Raw genomic sequence first — 19,546 nt, forward strand, 5'->3', positions numbered from 1 at the left:
GAGCTATAAAAAAGGGCGACCACAAGGTCGCCCATTTTTTTTGCCCGGTATTTAAGCCAGATCCACCAACACGATTTCACTGTCTTCAATCGCCGTCACCCGCAACACCTGCTCATCGGCAACTGCCACACCGTCTCGAGCTTGTGCACGCAAGCCATTGACTTCAATCACGCCGGTGGCCGGAACCAGATAGGCGCGACGCCCACTGTCCAAGCGATATTCCGCCGATTCCCCGGCCTTCAGATTCGCCGCCACCAACCGAGCATCAGCACGAATTCGCAAGCTTTGATCGTCGCCAGTCTTGCCGCTGGCCAGTGTCACGAAACCTTCGCGCTGACCTTTCGGGAAAGGCTTGGCGCCCCACGAAGGTGCCGAACCGGCCTCGTTGGGGATGATCCAGATCTGGAAGATTCGGGTCTCGGTGGCTTCCAGGTTGTATTCGCTGTGGGCGATGCCGGTGCCGGCGCTCATGACCTGCACGTCACCTGCTTCAGTGCGGCCCTTGTTGCCCAGGTTGTCCTGGTGGGTAATCGCACCTTCACGCACGTAGGTGATGATTTCCATGTCGCGGTGCGGATGCTGTGGAAACCCGGTTCCCGGCGCAATCACGTCATCATTCCAGACCCGCAGGTTGCCCCAGTTCATGCGTTTGGGGTCGTGGTACTCGGCGAACGAAAAGTGGTGATGGGCATCCAACCAGCCATGGTGGGCGCCGCCCAAGGTGTTGAAAGGTCTGAGTTCAAGCATGATCGTCTCCTGAAAGGTTCGTCATGGGGCGGTGCGCCTGAGCCACGAAACAAGAACCGGTGGTTGATGGCGTGCATCATCTATCAGGGGATGATCGATAAAAAGCGTAAAAAGTGCTTCAAAACAATCTAATAAGTTAATGTTAAATAACCTCGAAACATTCTCATTCAGCCTTCACTTCATCGCATAAGCCAATGACCTGTAAGCATTTCACTAGAACTCAACGGCAAATGCAGACACCATAGCCCTCAACAGCCTCACACCCTGGAGTCCGTCCGCGTGCCGCAACACACCCCCGATCTTCCTCCCGAACTTCGTCCCCTCGCCGAGATGCCATGGCTCAAGCGCCTGGCCGCCCGATTTTTTGGGTATGGCTTGACCCAAATGCGCGCGCAACACCGTGCGTCGTGGCTGCACGGGCAAGCTGACGGCTTCCGCAGCGGTCACAGCGCCGGGGTGGATTACGGCTTCAAGGAAGGCAAGCTCGAAGGGCTGGAAGAAGGCCGGCAGGTGCTGCTGATCCGCGACTCGCGCTCCACCGAGCATCGACCGCCGAATGTCGATGACCATCTGTTCGACGATTGGCGGCTGCCATTGAGTGCCGAGATCAAGAAGCGCATGAAGGCCGATGTGGCGCGGCTGTTGCCGGCCCATGCCCAACCCAGCACTGCGCAATGGAAGATGATCTTCAGCGATACGCCATCGACTTCGGTGATTGCCGGGGCGGGCGCAGGCAAGTCGACAACGCTGGTGCTACGTATTCTGTTGCTGACTCACTACCTCGGATTCGAGTTAAGTTCGATGACCGTGGTGACTTTCACCCGCGAATCGCGCAAAGACTTCATCAATAAGCTGATCGAACTGGTTGGCTTGTGGGGTTGGGCGCTCAACCTTAAAGACGCGCGGGACCTGGTGCGCACCTTCCACTCGCGGATTCTGCCGATGGTCCGCAGTTTGCCGGGCTTCGAACGCCTTCAAGCCTTCGAAAACCTCAGCAATCGGCCACAAAACGGCGACGAGGAAGTCGACAGCAATCCGTTCGACCTGCGCATCAACGACGCCCAGCGTCAGCAGCTCAACGCCTGTTATCACGCTTTGTTTACCACCAACGGGCGCTTTCGCGAGCTGATTCAGCCGTTATCCCGCCACGCCTTGCAGCTCAAGGAACTGGAGCGCGATCACCCGGATGTGCAGAAGCGTGTGGCCGTGACCGAACTGGCGGCCAAGCGCGATGAAGAACTGTGCGACACGATAGAAGACCTGTGGTTTCGCGCCGGAGCCTGGCCGATCAAGGGCATCGAGCCCAAACGTCAGGCGTTTGATATCAACGGCTCGACGTTCCATTGTCATGGCTATATTCCAAGCCTCGATGCCTGGGTGGTGTTGGGCTTCGATCCCCGGGAAAACCCGCAGGTCAGTCGCCCGAATGCCAAGCTGACAGTGCGGGCTGAGTGGGCAGTAAAGCGCACCCTGTTTCAAGCTTTCTGTCGTAAGCCTTTGATATGGCTGGATAGTTACGAGTCGTCAAAGCAGGTTTTGGCCTCGTTGGCCGGGGATGCCAGCGCCGGTCCGGGCTTCGACTACAAGGTCAAGGGCGAACTCGGTTCGGCGCCGCTGCTCGACTGTTTCGTCGCTGCCGCCGGGTTTATAGAGAACCTGGGGTTGGATGTTCCGGACGCCGTGGGCCGGATGAGTTTCGCCAAGGACGATCCGGACCGATTCTTCTTCGAAGCCCTGAGTCTATTCTGGCGTGCCCTGGAAGATCACTTGCTCGATCAAAAGCCGCCGGTAATGACCTACAACCGAATGTTTGCCTTGTTCAGCGAACATTCGCCGGAGAATCTGAAGCTGTTAAGCGATGAACTGCTGCGACCGCTTTCGCACCTGATGATCGACGAATTTCAGGACGTATCGCCGCAGATTGTCTCGTGGATCCGCGCCAGCCTGGCCGAGATCCGCAGTCGTGGCCCGGCGATGCACGTAGGACGCGGCGCGCAGCGTTCGTCGTTGCTCTGTGTCGGCGATGATTGGCAGTCAATCTATGGTTGGCGCGGTAGCTCGCCGACCTATTTCATGGAATTCAACAAGGAATTCCCGTCGCCGAGTACGACCCGAGTCATGCTCAGCGACAATTACCGCAGTCATCAGCACATCATTGATGCGGCCGAACACATCGTGCGAGCTGCGCCGGCCATCCCTGGCAAAAAGGCCAAGGCTAGCGGCGAAGCCAAATCGCTACAGCCAGTGAATGTGCTGGATCGCGATGATCAAGGTATGGCGCAACGGTTGATGGAGCACTACAAGCGCGGCGACTCAATCTTGATGCTCTATCGAAAAAGTAGCGATAAGTCATTGATAGAACAGCATATTCAGCCTGTAGTTAATGTGGATTCTAGCTTGCCGTATGAAGCCCGGCGTCTCAAGCAACTGACTTATCACAGCGCCAAGGGGCTTCAGGCGGATGCGGTGTTCTTGCTGGGTGATTGCCAGCATCTGACGAGTTCGCCTTACAAGAACCAGGTGTATCGCATGGCGGGACTGGGCAAGGCTGGTGACAATGAGGCTTATGACACTGCGCAGAAAGACGAGATCTTGCGGTTGGCCTATGTCGGGATCACCCGGGCGGTAAGTCATTGCTACTGGTATGTCGATGGCCAGGACGGCCAGGCCGTCAATATGCCCAAGGCGTCTGACAGGATTGGCAAGGGCAAGGCGTTCTTTGCCGATCATCGCCAGAGCGCAAAAACCGCATAGAACGCTAATCCCTGTGGGAGCGGGCTTGCTCGCGAAGGCGGTGTGTCATCCAGCATCAATGTTGAATGATTCACCGCTTTCGCGAGCAAGCCCGCTCCCACAGGGGTATTGCATTCAACTCAGGAAGTAAACGCCCACAAAAAAGCCCACATCCTGTGGGCTTCTTGTTGTCTGGAACCGGTCTCAGGCATAACTCCTGAGCGCCACCGGCGGAATGAACGCTTCGAGTTCATCCTCCACCGCTTCGATTATTCGTTCGACGTCCGCGGCATTCATCACGGTCGCGCAGGGAATGCCGGCAATGGCGATCATGGTTTCGCCACTGGCACGGTCAAAAAGACGGGCAATCATGCTGCCCGGCGCGTCCATGCTCGCCTCGAAACCCATGGGATGAAAATGCCAGCGCATCAGCTGGCAGGCGTTTGGAAAGGTGACTTTGCTGAACGACCCTTTGTTCATGTGTTGCCCGCCTTAGTCATCGAGCGCTTCCTTTAGCTCATGTGAGGAGGGGTAGAACCTTCAATGGTTCAACCGGTGAATGCATTTAAAAGTAGCATCCAGATGTGAAAACCATGTGGATTTTTTCAGTCCGTTTGGCGATTGGTTCAATTTTTTTTGATATGGGTCACGCTGCGGAAGATTATCGCCAAAGAGCCATCATCGAATGGCCATTGAAGCCGAGGCACAAGTTGGGCAAGCTCCGTTATTTCACCGAGCCCTTTATGCACGCCGATGATGATGGCCCGCTGCAAACCCAGGCCACGGGCGAGACGGTCATGCGCTACCACCTGTGCTGGAAACACCGGGACCTGGACGGCGTCATGGCGCTGTATCACCCGGACATCCAGTACAGCGACTTTTTCCAGAACCGCGTAATGGGGCTGGCCGAACTGCGCGAGTACGTGCGCGACAGCATGCCGCGCAACCCCGGCGAAGCCCTGGAGCATTCGGATCGCATTCGCCTGGACGGCAACACCGCGTTCATTCAATACCAGATGACCCTGCGCGGCACCGACGGGCTGGTGTCGTTTCGTTCCAGTGAAGCGATCACCGTGCGTGAGGGCTTGATCTGGCGGGTCAACGAGTACGCATCCCTGGTGCGCGAACAACCTGCCAGCAAAACCAGCAACAATCTGCGCCCGGCGGCCAGTCGCCTCGGATTGTCACCGCGTCAACTGAGTTTCATGGCCGAAGACCTGCAGCAATACTTCCAGCGCCAGCAACCTTATCTGGACCCCGAACTCGATTTGCAGCGAGTGGCGAAGGAGTGCGGTTACAGCCGCAATCAGATTTCCTATCTGCTGAACCAGGTGCTCGGGCAAAGCTTCTATCGCTACGTCAACCAGGCGCGGTTGCAGCATTTGCTCGCGGCGCTGGACAAGGCGACGCCGCCCTTGCGGGTCGATGAGTTGGCCTTTGCCGCCGGCTTCAACTCGCTGTCGGCGTTCTACAGTTGTTTCCGCCAGCACACCGGCCAGTCGCCCAAGGCCTACGTCAAACAAATTTCTTTGCGTGCACGCGCGCACGACAGCCTCTGAGGTCACGCTCTAGGATCGACGCCATCGAAGTTTGAGTGGTGGAGTCTGGTATGCCGGCGTGGCGCAACATCAGTTTATGGATGGACCAACTCGACGAGCCATTGCTGGCGCGTCCGGCCCTGGAGCAGGACCTGGACGTCGACGTGGCCATCATCGGCGCCGGCTATACCGGGCTGTGGACCGCGTACTACCTCAAGCGCCTGGCCCCAGGCCTTGATATCGCCATCGTCGAAGCGCAAACCGCTGGTTTTGGCGCCTCAGGCCGCAACGGTGGCTGGCTGATGGGCAACCTGCTCGGCGAGGACCGCTTGCTTGCTGGTCTCTCACCCGAACAGCGCCGCGCCTCATTTGATCTGTTGCACGGCATTCCCGATGAAGTAGAGATCGTCCTCGAACGCGAAGGCATCGACTGCGATTACCGCAAGGGCGGCGTACTGTATTGCGCGGCCCGTTATCCGGAACAGGAAGCGAGCCTGCGCGGTTATCTGGACACACTGCACCGCCAGGGCCTGACCGAAAACGATTACCGCTGGCTCAGCCCCGAACAATTGGCGCAACAGATCAGAATCGCCAAGCCCTATGGCGGTATCTATGCACCGCACGTGGCGACGATTCACCCGGCAAAACTGGTGCGTGGCCTGGCCCGGGTGGTGGAGCGCATGGGCGTCAAAATCTACGAAAACAGCCCGGTCACCCAGTGGCAGCCCGGCAGTTTGCGCACGGCGAAAGCTCAGGTGCGCAGTCGCTGGATGGTGCCTGCGGTGGAAGGCTACGCCGTCACGTTGCCTCCCTTGGGGCGTTATCAGTTGCCGGTGCAGAGCCTGATCGTGGCCTCTGAACCTTTGTCCGCCGCGACATGGGACGAAATCGGCTTGAGCCGCGGCCAAGCCTTCGGCGAGAGCAGTCGCCAGGTCACCTACGGCCAGCGCACCGCCGACAACCGCCTGGTATTCGGCGCCCGGGGCGGTTATCAGTTTGCCGGCAAATTGCGCCATGACTTCGACCTGACCACCAGCGAAGTCGAGCTGCGCCGCTATCTGTTCGGCGAACTGTTCCCGCAACTCAAGAATGTGCGCATCACCCACGCCTGGGGCGGCAACCTGGGCATGTCCCGCCGCTTCAAGCCGCACATGCTCTGCGATCGGGCCAGCGGCATTGCCTTGTCCGGCGGTTATGGCGGGGAGGGTGTCGGTGCCAGCAATCTGGGCGGGCGCACCCTGGCCGATCTGATCCTGGAGCGCGATACCGAATTGGTGCGCCAGCCGTGGGTCATTCCACAGGGCAGCCTCGATGCGCTCAAAGCCTGGGAGCCGGAACCCTGCCGCTGGCTCGGCTACAACGCGATCATCCGCAGCTTCGTCCACGAAGACCAGACCCTGGCCAACCCGGCCACCGCGCCCTGGCGGCGCAAACTGGCCAGCGGTGTGGCGGGGTTCATGGAAGGTTTCATGCACTAAACAGCGTTTTTACTCATCCACAGGTACTCCCATGGGCATCACGCAATTCAAGAACACCGCCACCCTGAAAATGGACGAATCCAACCCCGTCGCCGTGCCGCTGGGGACGCCTGTGGCCGTGGCTTCGACCACCAGCGTCGAGCGCGACGACGGCGTCGAAATCGGCGTCTGGGAATGCACCCCCGGCCGCTGGCGCCGGCAGATCGTGGCCCAGGAGTTCTGTCACTTCATCCAGGGCCGTTGCACCTTCACCCCCGACGGCGGCGAAACCCTGCACATAGAAGCCGGCGATGCACTGATGTTGCCGGCCAACAGCCTCGGTATCTGGGATATCCAGGAAACCGTGCGCAAGACCTACGTTTTGATTTTTTGATTTTGATCTTTTGATTGCCTGCCAATAACAATAGCCCTTACAGGAATCGACTCATGATCCGAAAGACACTGACTCTGGCGCCCCTTGCACTCGTCGCGACCCTCGGCCACGCGGCCGAAACCGTCAAGATCTACAACTGGTCGGACTACATCGCCCCGGACACCACCAAGAACTTCCAGAAAGAAACCGGCATCGGTTTCACCTACGACGTCTACGACAGCAACGAAACCCTCGACGGCAAGTTGATGACCGGCAAATCCGGTTACGACGTGGTGTTTCCATCCAACCACTTCATGGCCCGGCAGATTGAAGGCAAGGCGTTGAAGAAGCTCGACAAGAGTCAGTTGCCGAACTGGAAAAATCTCAACCCGGTGCTGCTCAAAGCCTTGCAGACCAACGATCCGGGCAACGAGCACGGCTTTCCGTACCTGTGGGGCAGCACCGGCATCGGCTACAACATTGCCAAGGTCAAAGCCGTATTGGGCGACAACGCGCCGGTGGATTCCTGGGACCTGATCTTCAAGCCGGAAAACATGCAAAAGTTGCAAAAGTGCGGCGTCGCCATCCTCGACAATGGCCCGGAACTGCTGCCGGCAGCGCTGAACTACCTGGGCCTGCCGCACCACAGCAAAAACCCGGAAGACTATAAAAAAGCCGAAGCGCTGCTGCTGAAAGTCCGCCCGTATGTCAGCTATTTCCACTCGTCCAAGTACACCAGCGACCTGGCCAACGGCGATATCTGCGTGGCGGTCGGCTTCTCCGGCGACATCCTGCAAGCGGAAAACCGTGCCAAGGAGGCCAAGAACGGTGTGGATATTGGCTACTCGATTCCCAAGGAAGGCGCCGCCATCTGGTTCGACATGGTCGCCATGCCCGCCGACGCCCCGGACGACAAGGCCGGCTACGCCTTCATGAACTACCTGCTGCGCCCCGACGTCATGGCCAGCATCAGCAACTACGTGCACTACGCCAACGGTAACGAACAGGCCGACAGCCTCATTGATCCGGCAATCAAGAACGACACCAAGGTCTATCCAAGCCCGGAAATGATGGGGAAATTGTTCGCGCTGGAGGCGATGCCGTTGAACATTGACCGGATTAGGACGCGGGTTTGGAACAAGATTCGGACGGGGAGTTGAAGCCACACATTTAGTCGCTATTGGCGATTATCGAGTTAAGAGGCCGCGCTGTAGATTCGAGGCTTCCTATTCAATGGATAAGGAGGCAATGGAATGCCTGTCTGTACGAACGCTGGTCGCCTGCGTATTGGTCGTTTTTCCGAACCCGGAGGTATTTATCTGATAACGGCTGTCGTTCACCAGCGACAGCCGTTTTTTGCTGATTGGAAACTGGGGCGACTGGTCGTCAAACAGCTTCGCGAGATAGAGGAGGAGGCTTGGGCGGATTTTTTGACCTGGGTTGTGATGCCGGATCATATGCACTGCCTCTTACAGCTGAGGGATAGAACATTGGCCGACGTGGTGTGTCGCATCAAATCTCGTAGCAGTTTGGCCGTCAATCAGGCGTTGGGACGGCGAGGGCGGTTGTGGCAGAAGGGCTATCACGACCGAGCAGTTCGCAAGGAGGACGATGTAAAGGATCTTGCGCGATACGTAGTTCACAACCCCGTACGCGCGGGGCTCGTTGAGCGAGTTCATGATTACCCGCTTTGGGATGCGTGTTGGCTCTGATGTATTGCATCGCTTGTTTTACGACGGCTGCGCCGCCGAACGCAGCCTTCGGCAGCTGCTACGGTTGGCGTAGGGCGCGCTAGACATGGCGTATGGCGTGCTTTTTGTAGCAGCTGGCGAAGCCTGCGTTCGAGCGCGCTGCGGTCGTGAAATCAGGCGATGTGGTGTCTCAGTAAGACGGTGTGCTCAGGTTTGACGACTGCTGCGCAGTCGAGCGCAGCCTTCGGTAGCTGCTACAGGTTGGCGGAGGGCGTGCTTTTTTGTAGCAACTGGCGAAGCCTGTGTTCGGGCGCGCAGCGGTCGTGAAATCAGGCGACGTGGTGTTCAGTAAGACGGTGTGCTCAGGTTTTACGACTGCTGCGCAGTCGAGCTCAGCCTTCGGCAGCTGCTACAGGTTGGCGTAGGGCGTGCTTTTTGTAGCAGCTGGCGAAGCCTGCGTTCGAGCGCGCAGCGGTCGTGAAATCAGGCGATGTGGTGTTTCAGTAAGACGGTGTGCTCAGGTTTGACGACAGCTGCGCAGTCGAACGCAGCCTCGCAGGCTCGGCAGCTGCTACAGGTGGCACTCGACATAATGTGTATTCACTAAGTATTTAATTTAGTTGATGGCAATGCACTGGCACTCATATTAATAAGTTCAGCAAAGTGAGACGTCCTCGACAAAAAGCAACTTAGGTCTATTTAATATTTAAATTTGAAATTGTCAGACAATTCGTCCAGATCCGCGCACTAAAAACTATATTCAGACCCCGCACCCCTTGTTTCCGGGCACTTGCTGGAACACAACAATTTGACCTTAAAAAAGTAGTAGACGTTTGATTTCAAATTGTGTCAGGTTTCTTACGCCTTCATTGGGCGAGTGATAGGACGATCTCGCCAGAGATTGTCTCTATCTGACAAAAACTGTTCCATTGCTTAACAAGGAAGTGTGTTTATGTCGAAAGTAAAAGCCAAGGCTATTGATTCCGCCGAACTGGCCTTCCAGCCACTGCAAGCACTGGCGGCGCCGAGTTCTGCGTTCAACCAGATCAATAGCTTCAGCCATCAATACGACCGTGGCGGTAACCTCACGGTCAATGGCAAACCCTCCTTCTCGGTGGATCAAGCCGCGACTCAACTGCTGCGCGATGGTGCTTCCTGGCACGATCTCAACGGCAGCGGCAAGATCGAACTGACCTACACCTTTCTGACGTCCCAGACCTCGAATTTCAGCGGCCTGGGCGTTACCGGTTTCAGTCAGTTCAGTGCCCTGCAAAAAGCCCAGGCTGTGCTCGCCATGCAATCCTGGGCCGATGTGGCCAAAGTTACCTTTGCCGAAGCGGCCAAGGGCGGCGACGGTCACATGAGCTTCGGTAACTACAGCGGTGGCCAGGACGGCGCAGCGGCATTTGCGTTCCTGCCGGGCACCGAGCCAGGTTATGACGGGCAGTCCTGGTACCTGACCGGCAGCGGCTACAACGTCAACAAGACCCCGGGCGTGAACAACTACGGGCGTCAGACACTCACCCATGAAATCGGCCACACCCTGGGCCTGTCTCACCCTGGCGACTACAACGCCGGCGAAGGCAACCCGACCTACAACGACGCGTCCTACGGCCAGGACACCCGTGGCTACAGCCTCATGAGCTACTGGAGTGAAAGCAACACCAGCCAGAACTTCAGCAAGGCTGGCGTTGAAGCCTATGCTTCCGGCCCGCTGATGGACGATATCGCGGCGATCCAGAAACTCTACGGCGCCAACACTGAAACCCGTACCGGTGACACCACTTACGGCTTCAACTCCAACGCCGGTCGTGATTTCCTGAGCGCTTCGTCGTCCGCCGACAAACTCGTTTTCTCGGTTTGGGATGCGGGCGGCAAGGACACCCTGGACTTCTCCGGTTTTACCCAAAACCAGAAGATCAACCTCAATGACGCCTCGTTCTCCGACGTTGGCGGCCTGGTAGGTAACGTGTCCATCGCCAAGGGCGCGATCATCGAAAATGCCATCGGCGGTTCGGGCAACGATCTGTTGATCGGTAACAGCATTGCCAACGAGCTGAAGGGCGGTGCCGGCAACGACCTGATCTACGGCGCGGGCGGTGCGGACAAGCTGTGGGGCGGTTCGGGTTCGGACACCTTCGTGTTTGCCGCCAGCAGCGATTCCAAGCCAGGTGCAGCCGATCAGATCCTCGATTTTGTCAGCGGCCTGGACAAGATCGACCTGACCGGCATCACCAAGGGCGCGGGCGTGCACTTCGTGAGTTCGTTCACGGGTGCGGCAGGCGACGCGGTGTTGACCTCTTCGGGTGGCAACAGCCAGTTGGCGGTGGACTTCTCCGGTCACGGCGTGGCTGACTTCCTCGTCAGCACCGTTGGCCAGGCAGCTACCACGGACATCGTGGCCTGATCCAGGGCGAAAAGGAGCGCGGCGCGTCATGCGCCGCGCTCTGCCCTTGCATCCATGCCCGCTGTGGGTGAGGCTACACCCCGGAGTAAAACGTCCTATGACCCATAACGCCTTTACCTACAAAGCAACCGCGTGGCTATTGGCAACGCTGATGATGTTTTTTGGAGATGTAGCCATGGCAAACAGCCTGAAATTAGCGGACCCCTCGGAACTGGCAGGCCTTTGGCAAGCCACCCTCAACGCCCCGCAAGACACCGCTGAGTCCCAGGCATTGCAGGACAAACCGTCGAACGTGTGCACCATCGATTTTCAACAAAAGCAGACCCTGGGCGAAGGCGCCGAATGCCTCAGCGCCTGGCTGGAAGAGCCGGCGATTGGCTGGTTCACCGAGCCGGACGGCATTTCGATCACTGGCAAAGAAGGCTCAAGAATTGTGTTTTTCAGCCGACAACGCGAAGGGCTCTATAAAAGCACTTTGAAGTCAGGACTGATCATTACGCTCACGCGCGCCGCGCAATAAGCATAAGTACAAGATCGACGCTCTGAGCGCTGGATATAAAGCCCGTCAATGCAGATATAGGCCGAAGATCAATAACCCCGACTCTCGTTTGATTAAAAAGAGTTGTTATTCATTTGTAAGCGTTAACTAGCAAAGAGTGCCTGGGCTCGCGAGCAGGCAGTTAATTGAAACCTCGTCAAAGAATGACGAGGACTATCATCTCAGGAAAAATCAATGAAGATGGCGAAGGCCCCAGGCACCGCACCCTTATTCAAGGCACTGGGCGACTATAAGAGCATCTTGATCAGCGTCGGTTGTTTTACTGCACTGATTAACGTGCTGATGCTGGTTCCCTCCATTTATATGCTCCAGGTTTATGACCGGGTGCTGTCTTCGCAAAACGAAACCACACTGGCGATGCTGTCATTGATGGTGGTCGGGTTCTTTGCCTTCATCGGCATGCTCGAAGTCGTGCGCAGTTTTATCGTCATCCGCATCGGCAGCCAATTGGAGCGGCGCTTTAACCTGCGGGTCTACCAAGCCGCGTTCGAGCGCAACCTGTTCAAGGGCGAGGGCAACGCCGGGCAGTCCCTCGGGGACCTGACCCACATTCGTCAGTTCGTTACCGGGCCGGCGCTGTTCGCCTTCTTCGATGCGCCGTGGTTCCCGGTGTACCTGTTTGTGATTTTCCTGTTCAACGTCTGGCTGGGCGTTTTGGCTACGGCCGGTGCGGTGCTGCTGATCGGCCTGGCGTGCCTCAACGAGGCGATGACCAAAAAGCCACTTGGCGAAGCCGCCGGGTTTTCCCAGAAGTCCAGCCAATTGGCCACCAGTCACTTGCATAACGCCGAAACCATCCAGGCGATGGGCATGCTCGGGGTTCTGCGCAAGCGTTGGTTCCAGGTGCATTCGCGTTTCCTGGGCTTGCAGAATCAGGCCAGCGACACCGGTGCGGTGATTAGCTCCCTGAGCAAGACCCTGCGCCTGTGCCTGCAATCCCTGGTGTTGGGGTTGGGTGCATTGCTGGTAATCAAGGGTGACATGACTGCCGGGATGATGATTGCCGGTTCGATCTTGATGGGCCGCGTCCTGAGCCCCATCGATCAACTGATTGCCGTGTGGAAGCAATGGAGCGGCGCCAAACTCGCCTACCGTCGCCTCGACGCACTGCTGCAAGCCTATCCGCCCAGCGATGAAGCCATGGCGCTGCCCGCACCGAAAGGCCAGATCACCTTTGAGCAAGTCAGCGCCGGCCCTCCGGGCCAACGTGCGGCGACCTTGCACATGGTCAATTTCAGCCTCGGGGCCGGGGAAGTGCTGGGCGTGCTCGGCGCCTCCGGTTCTGGCAAATCAACCCTGGCCCGCGTACTGGTCGGTGTCTGGCCAACCCTCGGCGGCACGGTGCGGCTCGATGGCGCCGACATTCATCGCTGGAACCGCGACGACCTCGGCCCATACATCGGCTACTTGCCCCAGGACATCGAATTGTTCAGCGGCAGCATCGCCGAAAACATCGCGCGTTTCCGCGATGCCGATCCGCAGAAAGTCGTGGAAGCGGCGCAACACGCCGGCGTCCACGAACTGATCCTGCGCATGCCCCAAGGCTACGACACCGTGCTCGGCGAAGACGGCAGCGGTTTGTCCGGCGGCCAGAAGCAGCGCGTGGCCCTGGCCCGTGCGTTGTACGGCAACCCGAGCCTGGTGGTGCTGGATGAACCCAACTCCAACCTCGACACCGTCGGCGAAGCGGCACTGGCCGGCGCCATCGCACACATGAAAGCCCGGGGCACCAGCGTGATTCTGGTCACCCATCGCTCCTCGGCACTGGCCCAGGCGGACAAGTTGCTGGTGCTCAGCGAGGGTCGCTTGCAGGCCTACGGCCCGAGTCAGGAAGTGCTTAAGGCGCTATCAGGCAATCAGTCCGGCAATCAACCGGCCAATCAGGAACAGAAAGCGGCGCAGGCACCGGGCGGGCTCAGCATGAGCCGGCAGTATCAGCCCACGACAAGGAATTCGGGTGTATGAGCAGCGCACGCATGAACACTGAAAACGAAGCAACGATGGAACACGATTACATTGCCGAGCGCCCGGAGCGCGACGCCAAATACTTCGCTCGCATGGGCTGGATTCTGGCGATCGTCGGTGCCGGCAGCTTTTTCACCTGGGCCAGCCTTGCGCCGCTGGATCAAGGGATTCCGGTGCAAGGCACCGTCGTAGTCTCCGGCAAACGCAAAGCCGTGCAGTCGATTGGCAATGGCGTGGTCAGCCGTATTCTGGTGCGCGAAGGCCAGGCGGTTAAGCAAGGCCAGCCGCTGTTCCAGCTCGACCAGACCCAGGCCGCCGCCGACGTCGATTCGCTGCAGGCGCAATACCGCATGGCGTGGGCCAGCGTGGCGCGTTGGGAGAGTGAGCGGGATAACCTCAAGGTGGTGACGTTCCCCGCCGAACTGAGCAAGGACGCCGATCCGCGCCTGGCATTGGTCCTCGAAGGCCAGCGCCAATTGTTCAGCAGCCGTCGCGAAGCCTATGCCCGCGAACAAGGTGGACTGCGCGCCAACATCGAAGGCGCCAGCGCGCAATTGGCCGGCATGCGCCGTGCGCGCACCGACCTGACGGCCCAGGCCAACTCGCTGCAACAACAGTTGAGCAACCTTCAGCCCCTGGCGGACAACGGCTACATCCCGCGCAACCGCTTGATGGAATACCAGCGTCAACTGTCGCAAGTGCAGCAGCAATTGGCCGAAAATACCGGCGAAAGCGGCCGGGTGGAGCAGGGCATCCTCGAAGCGAAACTCAAGCTGCAACAGCACATCGAGGAATACCAGAAAGAAGTCCGCACCCAACTGGCCGACGCGCAGCTCAAAAGCGTCACCCTGAAGGAGCAACTGACCTCCGCCGGGTTCGACTTGCAACACCGCGAGATCATCGCCACCGCCGACGGCATCGCGGTCAACCTTGGGGTGCATACCGAAGGCGCCGTGGTGCGCCAGGGCGAAACCCTGCTGGAAATCGTGCCCCAAGGCACCACCCTGGAAGTGGAAGGACACTTGCCGGTCAACCTGATCGACAAGGTTGGCACGCACTTGCCGGTGGACATCCTGTTCACCGCGTTCAACCAGAGCCGCACCCCGCGTGTACCGGGCGAAGTCAGCCTGATTTCCGCTGACCAGATGATCGACGAGAAAACCGGCGCGCCGTATTACGTGTTGCGCAGCAGCGTCAGTGACCAGGCCATGGAAAAACTCCACGGGTTGGTGATCAAGCCCGGCATGCCGGCGGAAATGTTCGTGCGCACCGGTGAACGTTCACTCCTCAACTATTTGTTCAAACCGCTGCTCGACCGGGCAGGCTCCGCGTTGACCGAGGAATAAGGATGTTCGGTTGTATGAATAAGCTTTCCATACTCGGGGCAGCCCTGGCGTTGCTGACCTGCAACAGTGCGATGGCCCTGGGGCCGTTTGAGATCTACGAACAGGCGTTGCGCAATGATCCGGTGTTCTTGGGCGCCATCAAGGAACGGGATGCCGGTCTCGAAAACCGCATCATTGGCCGCGCCGGGCTACTGCCCCGGATCGGTTACAACTACAACAAGGGTCGTAACTCGTCCAAGGCCACCGCCCTGGATCAGCGCGGGCAGAACCAGACCGATGACCGCAATTACAGCAGTTACGGCTCGACCCTGAGCCTGCAACAACCATTGCTCGACTACGAGGCCTACGCGTCGTACCGCAAAGGCGTGGCGCAGTCGCTGTTCGCCGATGAAACCTTTCGCGGCAAGAGCCAGGAATTGCTGGTGCGGGTGCTGGAGAACTACACCAAGGCATTGTTCGCCCAGGATCAGATCGACATCGCCCTGGCGAAGAAAAAGGCTTTCGAACAACAGTTCCAGCAGAACGAACAGATGTTCCGCCAGGGCGAGGGCACCCGCACCGATATTCTGGAAGCCGAGTCTCGCTATGAATTGGCCACCGCCGAGGAAATCGAAGCCCGGGATGAGCAGGACGCGTCGTTGCGCGAGTTGGGCGCGCTGATCGGCGTGCCGGCGCTTAACATCGGTGACCTGTCGCCACTGGACCAGAACTTCCAGACCTTCGTCCTGACACCGGCCAATTACGACACTTGGCACGAAATGGCCGTGGCCAACAACCCGAACCTGGCCTCCCAGCGCCAAGCGGTGGAAGTGGCGCGCTACGAAGTCGAACGCAACCGCGCCGGGCACCTGCCGAAAGTCAACGCCTACGCCACCATGCGCCAGAACGAATCGGAAAGCGGCAACACCTACAACCAGCGTTACGACACCAACACCATCGGTATTGAAGTCAGCGTGCCGTTGTATGCCGGCGGCGGAGTGTCGGCCATGACCCGTCAGGCCAGCCGCTCCATGGAACAGGCCGAGTACGACCTCGACGGCAAGACCCGGGAAACCCTGATCGAACTGCGTCGCCAGTTCAGCGCCTGTCTGTCGGGGGTAAACAAACTGCGGGCCTATCAGAAAGCCCTGGTGTCCGCCGAAGCGCTGGTGGTGTCGACCAAGCAAAGCATCCTCGGTGGCGAGCGGGTCAACCTCGATGCACTCAACGCCGAACAACAACTATTTACCACCCGCCGGGATTTGGCTCAGGCACGCTACGACTACCTGATGGCGTGGACCAAGCTGCATTACTACGCCGGGACGTTGAACGAGCAGGATCTGGCGAAGGTTGACGAGGCGTTTGGGCAGGGCCCGAAATCCCGATAACTTTCTGAAGAAACATCAACTTGTGGCGAGGGAGCTTGCTCCCGTCCGGTTGCCCAGCAACCGCTTTCGGGGGCCGCTTCGCAGCCCAGCGGGAGCAAGCTCCCTCGCCACAGGAATCACGACAGCGACAACCTGAAATACCGCACGACCACCCCCGCGGACAGGGGGCTAAAACTCTAAAAACGCCAAAAAAGCGAGAAGACATGGACGTACAGATCAAGCCGATTTCGGTCGGCACGCTATTGCTCCTGGTTTCTGCGATCCCCGCAGCCGCCCAGGCCCAATACCTTGAAACCGGCAAACCCGGCGACGCCGCGAGTTGGCGTTCGACCGAGTTCCAGCGCGATTGGGGCCTGGCGCGCATGCAGGCCGATCAAGCCTACGCCGCCGGTATCACCGGCAAAGGCGTGATCATCGGCGAACTGGACTCAGGCTTCGATTCCGCCCACCCCGAATTCGCCACCGACCGCTATCACGGGGTCACGGCCAGCGGCAGCTACGTCGATGGCACGCCGTTCAACGTCAACGGCACGCTCAACCCCAACAACGACTCCCACGGCACCCACGTCGCCGGCACCATCGGCGCCTCCCGCGATGGCACCGGCATGCACGGCGTGGCGTACAACGCGCAGCTCTACGTGGCCAACACCAACAAGACCGACAGCTTCCTGTTCGGCCCCAATCCCGATCCGCGCTATTTCAAAGCGGCGTATGACGCCCTGGCGGATGCCGGCGTGCGCGCGATCAACAACAGCTGGGGCAGTCAGCCGCCGGACGTCAGCTATCGAACCCTCGACGATTTGCACGCGGCCTACGCCCAGCACTTCAACAAAGGCACCTGGCTGGATGCCGCCGCCGACGTGTCCCGTCGCGGTGTGGTCAACGTGTTCAGCGCCGGCAACAGCGGCTACCCCAACGCCAGCGTGCGCTCGGCGCTGCCGTACTTCCAACCGGACCTGGAAGGGCATTGGCTGGCGGTGTCGGGGCTGGATCAAGGCAACCTGCAAAAGTACAACCAGTGCGGAATCGCCAAGTATTGGTGCATCACCACCCCCGGCGCGAAGATCGACAGCACCATTCCCGATGGCGGCTACGCGATCAAGTCCGGCACCTCCATGTCCGCACCCCACGCCACGGGCGCCCTGGCGCTGGTGATGGAACGCTACCCCTACATGAACAACCAGCAAGCGCTGCAAGTGCTGCTGACCACCGCGACCCAGCTCGACGGTTCGATCACCGAGGGGCCGAACGCCCAGGTCGGCTGGGGTGTCGCCAACCTCGACCGGGCGCTGCACGGGCCGGGGCAACTGCTCGGCGCGTTCGACGCCAATCTGGGGGCAGGGCAGAGCGATGTCTGGAGCAACGGCATCAGCGACAAGGCACTGATTCAGCGCCAGGCTGAAGACGCCGCCGAACACAGCGCCTGGCAACAAACGCTCAAGGACAAAGGCTGGGAAAACGGCGTGGCGGCTGGTGCCAGTCAACAGGACCAGACCGACTACGCGGTGGGCACGGCGCGGGATGCCGCAGCAGCCACCCGCGTGTATGAAGGCAGCCTGATCAAATCCGGCGCCGGTCGCTTGATGCTCACCGGCGACAGCACCTATCGCGGGCCGACCACGGTCAACGGCGGATTGCTGGCGGTGAACGGCTCACTGACTTCAGCAGTGACCGTGAATGACAGCGGCACCTTGGGCGGCTCCGGTCGCATCGGCGCATTGACCGCCAACTCAGGCGCGACGGTTGCGCCGGGCAATTCCATCGGCACCTTGCAGGTCAGCGGCGACGTGACGTTCGCACCGGGTTCGACCTACGCCGTGGAACTGTCACCGACCACCAGCGACCGGATTGTCGCCGGCGGCACCGCCACGGTCAGCGGCGCCACCGTGAGCTTGTCCCTGGAAAACAGCCCGACCTTGCTCAGCGCTCAACAAGTGCAAAGCCTGCTCGGTCACCAGTACGACATTCTGCAAGCGGCGGGCGGTGTCCAGGGGCAGTTCGGTGCAGTGTTGCCTACCTACCTGTTTATCGGCGGCAGCCTCGATTACTCCGCCACCGGCATTGGGTTGAGTATTGAACGCAACGCTACGAGTTTCGCCAGCGTCGGCCAAACCCCGAACCAACGCTCCGTGGCCAGCGCCGTGGAAGGCTTGGGCGCGGGCAATCCGGTGTACGAAAGCCTGCTGTTGTCAGCGACAGCGAGTACGGCGCAACAAGCGTTCCAGCAGTTGTCGGGGGAAATCTACCCCGCGCTGGGTTCAGTGTTGATCAACGACAGCCGTTACCTGCGTGATGCCGTGGGTGAACGCCTCAACGACGCCAAAGGCGCGCAAAACAACGGCTGGATCAAGGCCCTCGGCGCCTGGGGCAAGACCGATGATCGCCACGACACGGCGGGCTACACCACCTCGATTGGCGGTTTGCTGGCCGGTGTCGATGGCGCCGTTGATGAGCAAACCCAGATCGGCCTGGTGGCCGGTTACAGCGACAGCTCGGTGAACATGGGTTCGGGCACCCATTCCTCGGCGCAGGTCGACAGCTATCACCTGGGCGCCTATGCCGGCCACGAACTGGGCGCCTGGCGCCTGAGCGCGGGTGGTGCCTACAGCTGGCATCGCGCCGATGTGAAACGTGACCTGCAATACGGCGACGTCAGCGCCAAGCAGAAAGCCAAGGTCGATGCCGCTACCACCCAGGTGTTCGGCGAAGCGGCGTATCGCTTGAACTTGCAACCGTTGGCGCTGGAACCGTTCGCCAACCTGGCCTACGTGCACCTCGACACCGAAGGTTTCACCGAGAAAGGTGATGCCGCCGCGCTGAAAAGCCATGGCGACACCCGGGACGCGGTGCTCAGCACGTTGGGCCTGCGTGCGCTGAAAACCGTGAACCTGCCCGGCCAGCAGCAACTGGATTTGAGCGGCAGCCTCGGCTGGCAGCACAACCTGAGCAGCGTTGATTCCCAGCAACACCTGGCGTTTGCCAGCGGTGGCACGGCGTTCGCGGTGGAAAGTTCGCCGTTGGTACGCGATGCCGCGCTGGTGGGCGCCCATGCCAGCCTGGCCCTGAGCCGTGACATCCGCCTGAACCTCGATTACACCGGCCAACTGGCCAGCCGCGAGAAAAGCCATGGCGTGGGGCTGAGCCTCAATTGGCAGTTTTAAAACATTAAACAGTGGCTGCGCCGGACTGGATCGCCCGGCTGTATAGATCCCCCTGTGGGAGCGGGCTTGCTCGCGAAGGCGGTTTTACATCCAACATCTCCGTTGGCTGACACACCGCCTTCGCGAGCAAGCCCGCTCCCACAGGTAAAACCAGGCGCACAGCCATACGGATTTTGGCAACACAACTAAGGAAGGTAGCTGG

At 59.5% G+C, this 19,546-nt stretch carries 14 protein-coding genes; 12 read left to right on the top strand and 2 right to left on the bottom strand.

The genetic code is table 11. The annotated features are described in order from the left end of the window. Positions 1-51 precede the first annotated feature (51 nt). On the bottom strand, positions 52-747 hold the full coding sequence (locus ACIQY3_RS17075) for a pirin family protein (RefSeq protein WP_403021441.1): 696 nt from the start codon (positions 745-747) through the stop codon (positions 52-54). Between the two features lie 279 nt (positions 748-1,026). Between ACIQY3_RS17075 and ACIQY3_RS17080 the strand changes: the two genes are divergently transcribed. Then, a complete protein-coding gene (locus tag ACIQY3_RS17080; protein ID WP_403021444.1) occupies positions 1,027-3,501 on the top strand; it encodes a UvrD-helicase domain-containing protein in 2,475 nt (824 codons plus the stop codon). Positions 3,502-3,684: 183 nt separating this feature from the next. On the opposite strand, the gene ACIQY3_RS17085 is transcribed toward ACIQY3_RS17080, so the two are convergent. Beyond that, a complete protein-coding gene (locus ACIQY3_RS17085) occupies positions 3,685-3,960 on the bottom strand; it encodes a DUF1652 domain-containing protein (RefSeq protein ID WP_027923219.1) in 276 nt (91 codons plus the stop codon). 263 nt (positions 3,961-4,223) lie between these two features. Between ACIQY3_RS17085 and ACIQY3_RS17090 the strand changes: the two genes are divergently transcribed. The 11 genes from ACIQY3_RS17090 to ACIQY3_RS17140 all read left to right on the top strand — a co-directional run bounded on the left by ACIQY3_RS17090 (position 4,224) and on the right by ACIQY3_RS17140 (position 19,344). Further along, positions 4,224-5,039, top strand: a complete 816-nt coding sequence (locus ACIQY3_RS17090) for a helix-turn-helix domain-containing protein (RefSeq protein WP_403021448.1) — start codon at positions 4,224-4,226, stop codon at positions 5,037-5,039. Between the two features lie 50 nt (positions 5,040-5,089). Further along, positions 5,090-6,496: an NAD(P)/FAD-dependent oxidoreductase gene (locus tag ACIQY3_RS17095; RefSeq protein ID WP_403021451.1), complete on the top strand. Its 1,407-nt coding sequence runs from the start codon at positions 5,090-5,092 to the stop codon at positions 6,494-6,496. Between the two features lie 31 nt (positions 6,497-6,527). Beyond that, on the top strand, positions 6,528-6,869 hold the full coding sequence (locus ACIQY3_RS17100; RefSeq protein ID WP_403021453.1) for a cupin domain-containing protein: 342 nt from the start codon (positions 6,528-6,530) through the stop codon (positions 6,867-6,869). 53 nt (positions 6,870-6,922) lie between these two features. Beyond that, positions 6,923-8,008 carry a polyamine ABC transporter substrate-binding protein gene (locus tag ACIQY3_RS17105; RefSeq protein ID WP_403021455.1) on the top strand — a complete coding sequence of 362 codons (1,086 nt, stop codon included), beginning with the start codon at positions 6,923-6,925 and terminating at the stop codon, positions 8,006-8,008. Between the two features lie 93 nt (positions 8,009-8,101). Beyond that, on the top strand, positions 8,102-8,560 hold the full coding sequence (locus ACIQY3_RS17110) for an REP-associated tyrosine transposase (protein ID WP_403021458.1): 459 nt from the start codon (positions 8,102-8,104) through the stop codon (positions 8,558-8,560). 931 nt (positions 8,561-9,491) lie between these two features. Further along, positions 9,492-10,946, top strand: a complete 1,455-nt coding sequence (locus tag ACIQY3_RS17115) for a serralysin family metalloprotease (RefSeq protein WP_403021460.1) — start codon at positions 9,492-9,494, stop codon at positions 10,944-10,946. Positions 10,947-11,043: 97 nt separating this feature from the next. Beyond that, positions 11,044-11,466 (top strand): AprI/Inh family metalloprotease inhibitor, encoded by a 423-nt coding sequence (locus ACIQY3_RS17120; RefSeq protein WP_403021713.1) that lies wholly within the window; start codon positions 11,044-11,046, stop codon positions 11,464-11,466. 213 nt (positions 11,467-11,679) lie between these two features. Continuing rightward, positions 11,680-13,470: a type I secretion system permease/ATPase gene (locus tag ACIQY3_RS17125; RefSeq protein ID WP_403021462.1), complete on the top strand. Its 1,791-nt coding sequence runs from the start codon at positions 11,680-11,682 to the stop codon at positions 13,468-13,470. Beyond that, entirely contained in the window at positions 13,467-14,816 is a 1,350-nt protein-coding gene (locus ACIQY3_RS17130) for an HlyD family type I secretion periplasmic adaptor subunit (protein WP_403021465.1), read from the top strand. The genes ACIQY3_RS17125 and ACIQY3_RS17130 overlap by 4 nt, the downstream gene beginning before the upstream one ends. A gap of 2 nt (positions 14,817-14,818) precedes the next feature. Then, positions 14,819-16,183, top strand: a complete 1,365-nt coding sequence (locus tag ACIQY3_RS17135) for a TolC family outer membrane protein (RefSeq protein WP_403021467.1) — start codon at positions 14,819-14,821, stop codon at positions 16,181-16,183. Between the two features lie 203 nt (positions 16,184-16,386). Further along, complete coding sequence (locus tag ACIQY3_RS17140; protein WP_403021469.1) at positions 16,387-19,344, top strand: autotransporter domain-containing protein; 2,958 nt, start codon at positions 16,387-16,389, stop codon at positions 19,342-19,344. Positions 19,345-19,546: the final 202 nt, after the last annotated feature.

The organism is Pseudomonas sp. NPDC096950 (genome assembly GCF_044762525.1).
In the GTDB taxonomy this organism is placed as follows: Bacteria; Pseudomonadota; Gammaproteobacteria; order Pseudomonadales; family Pseudomonadaceae; genus Aquipseudomonas.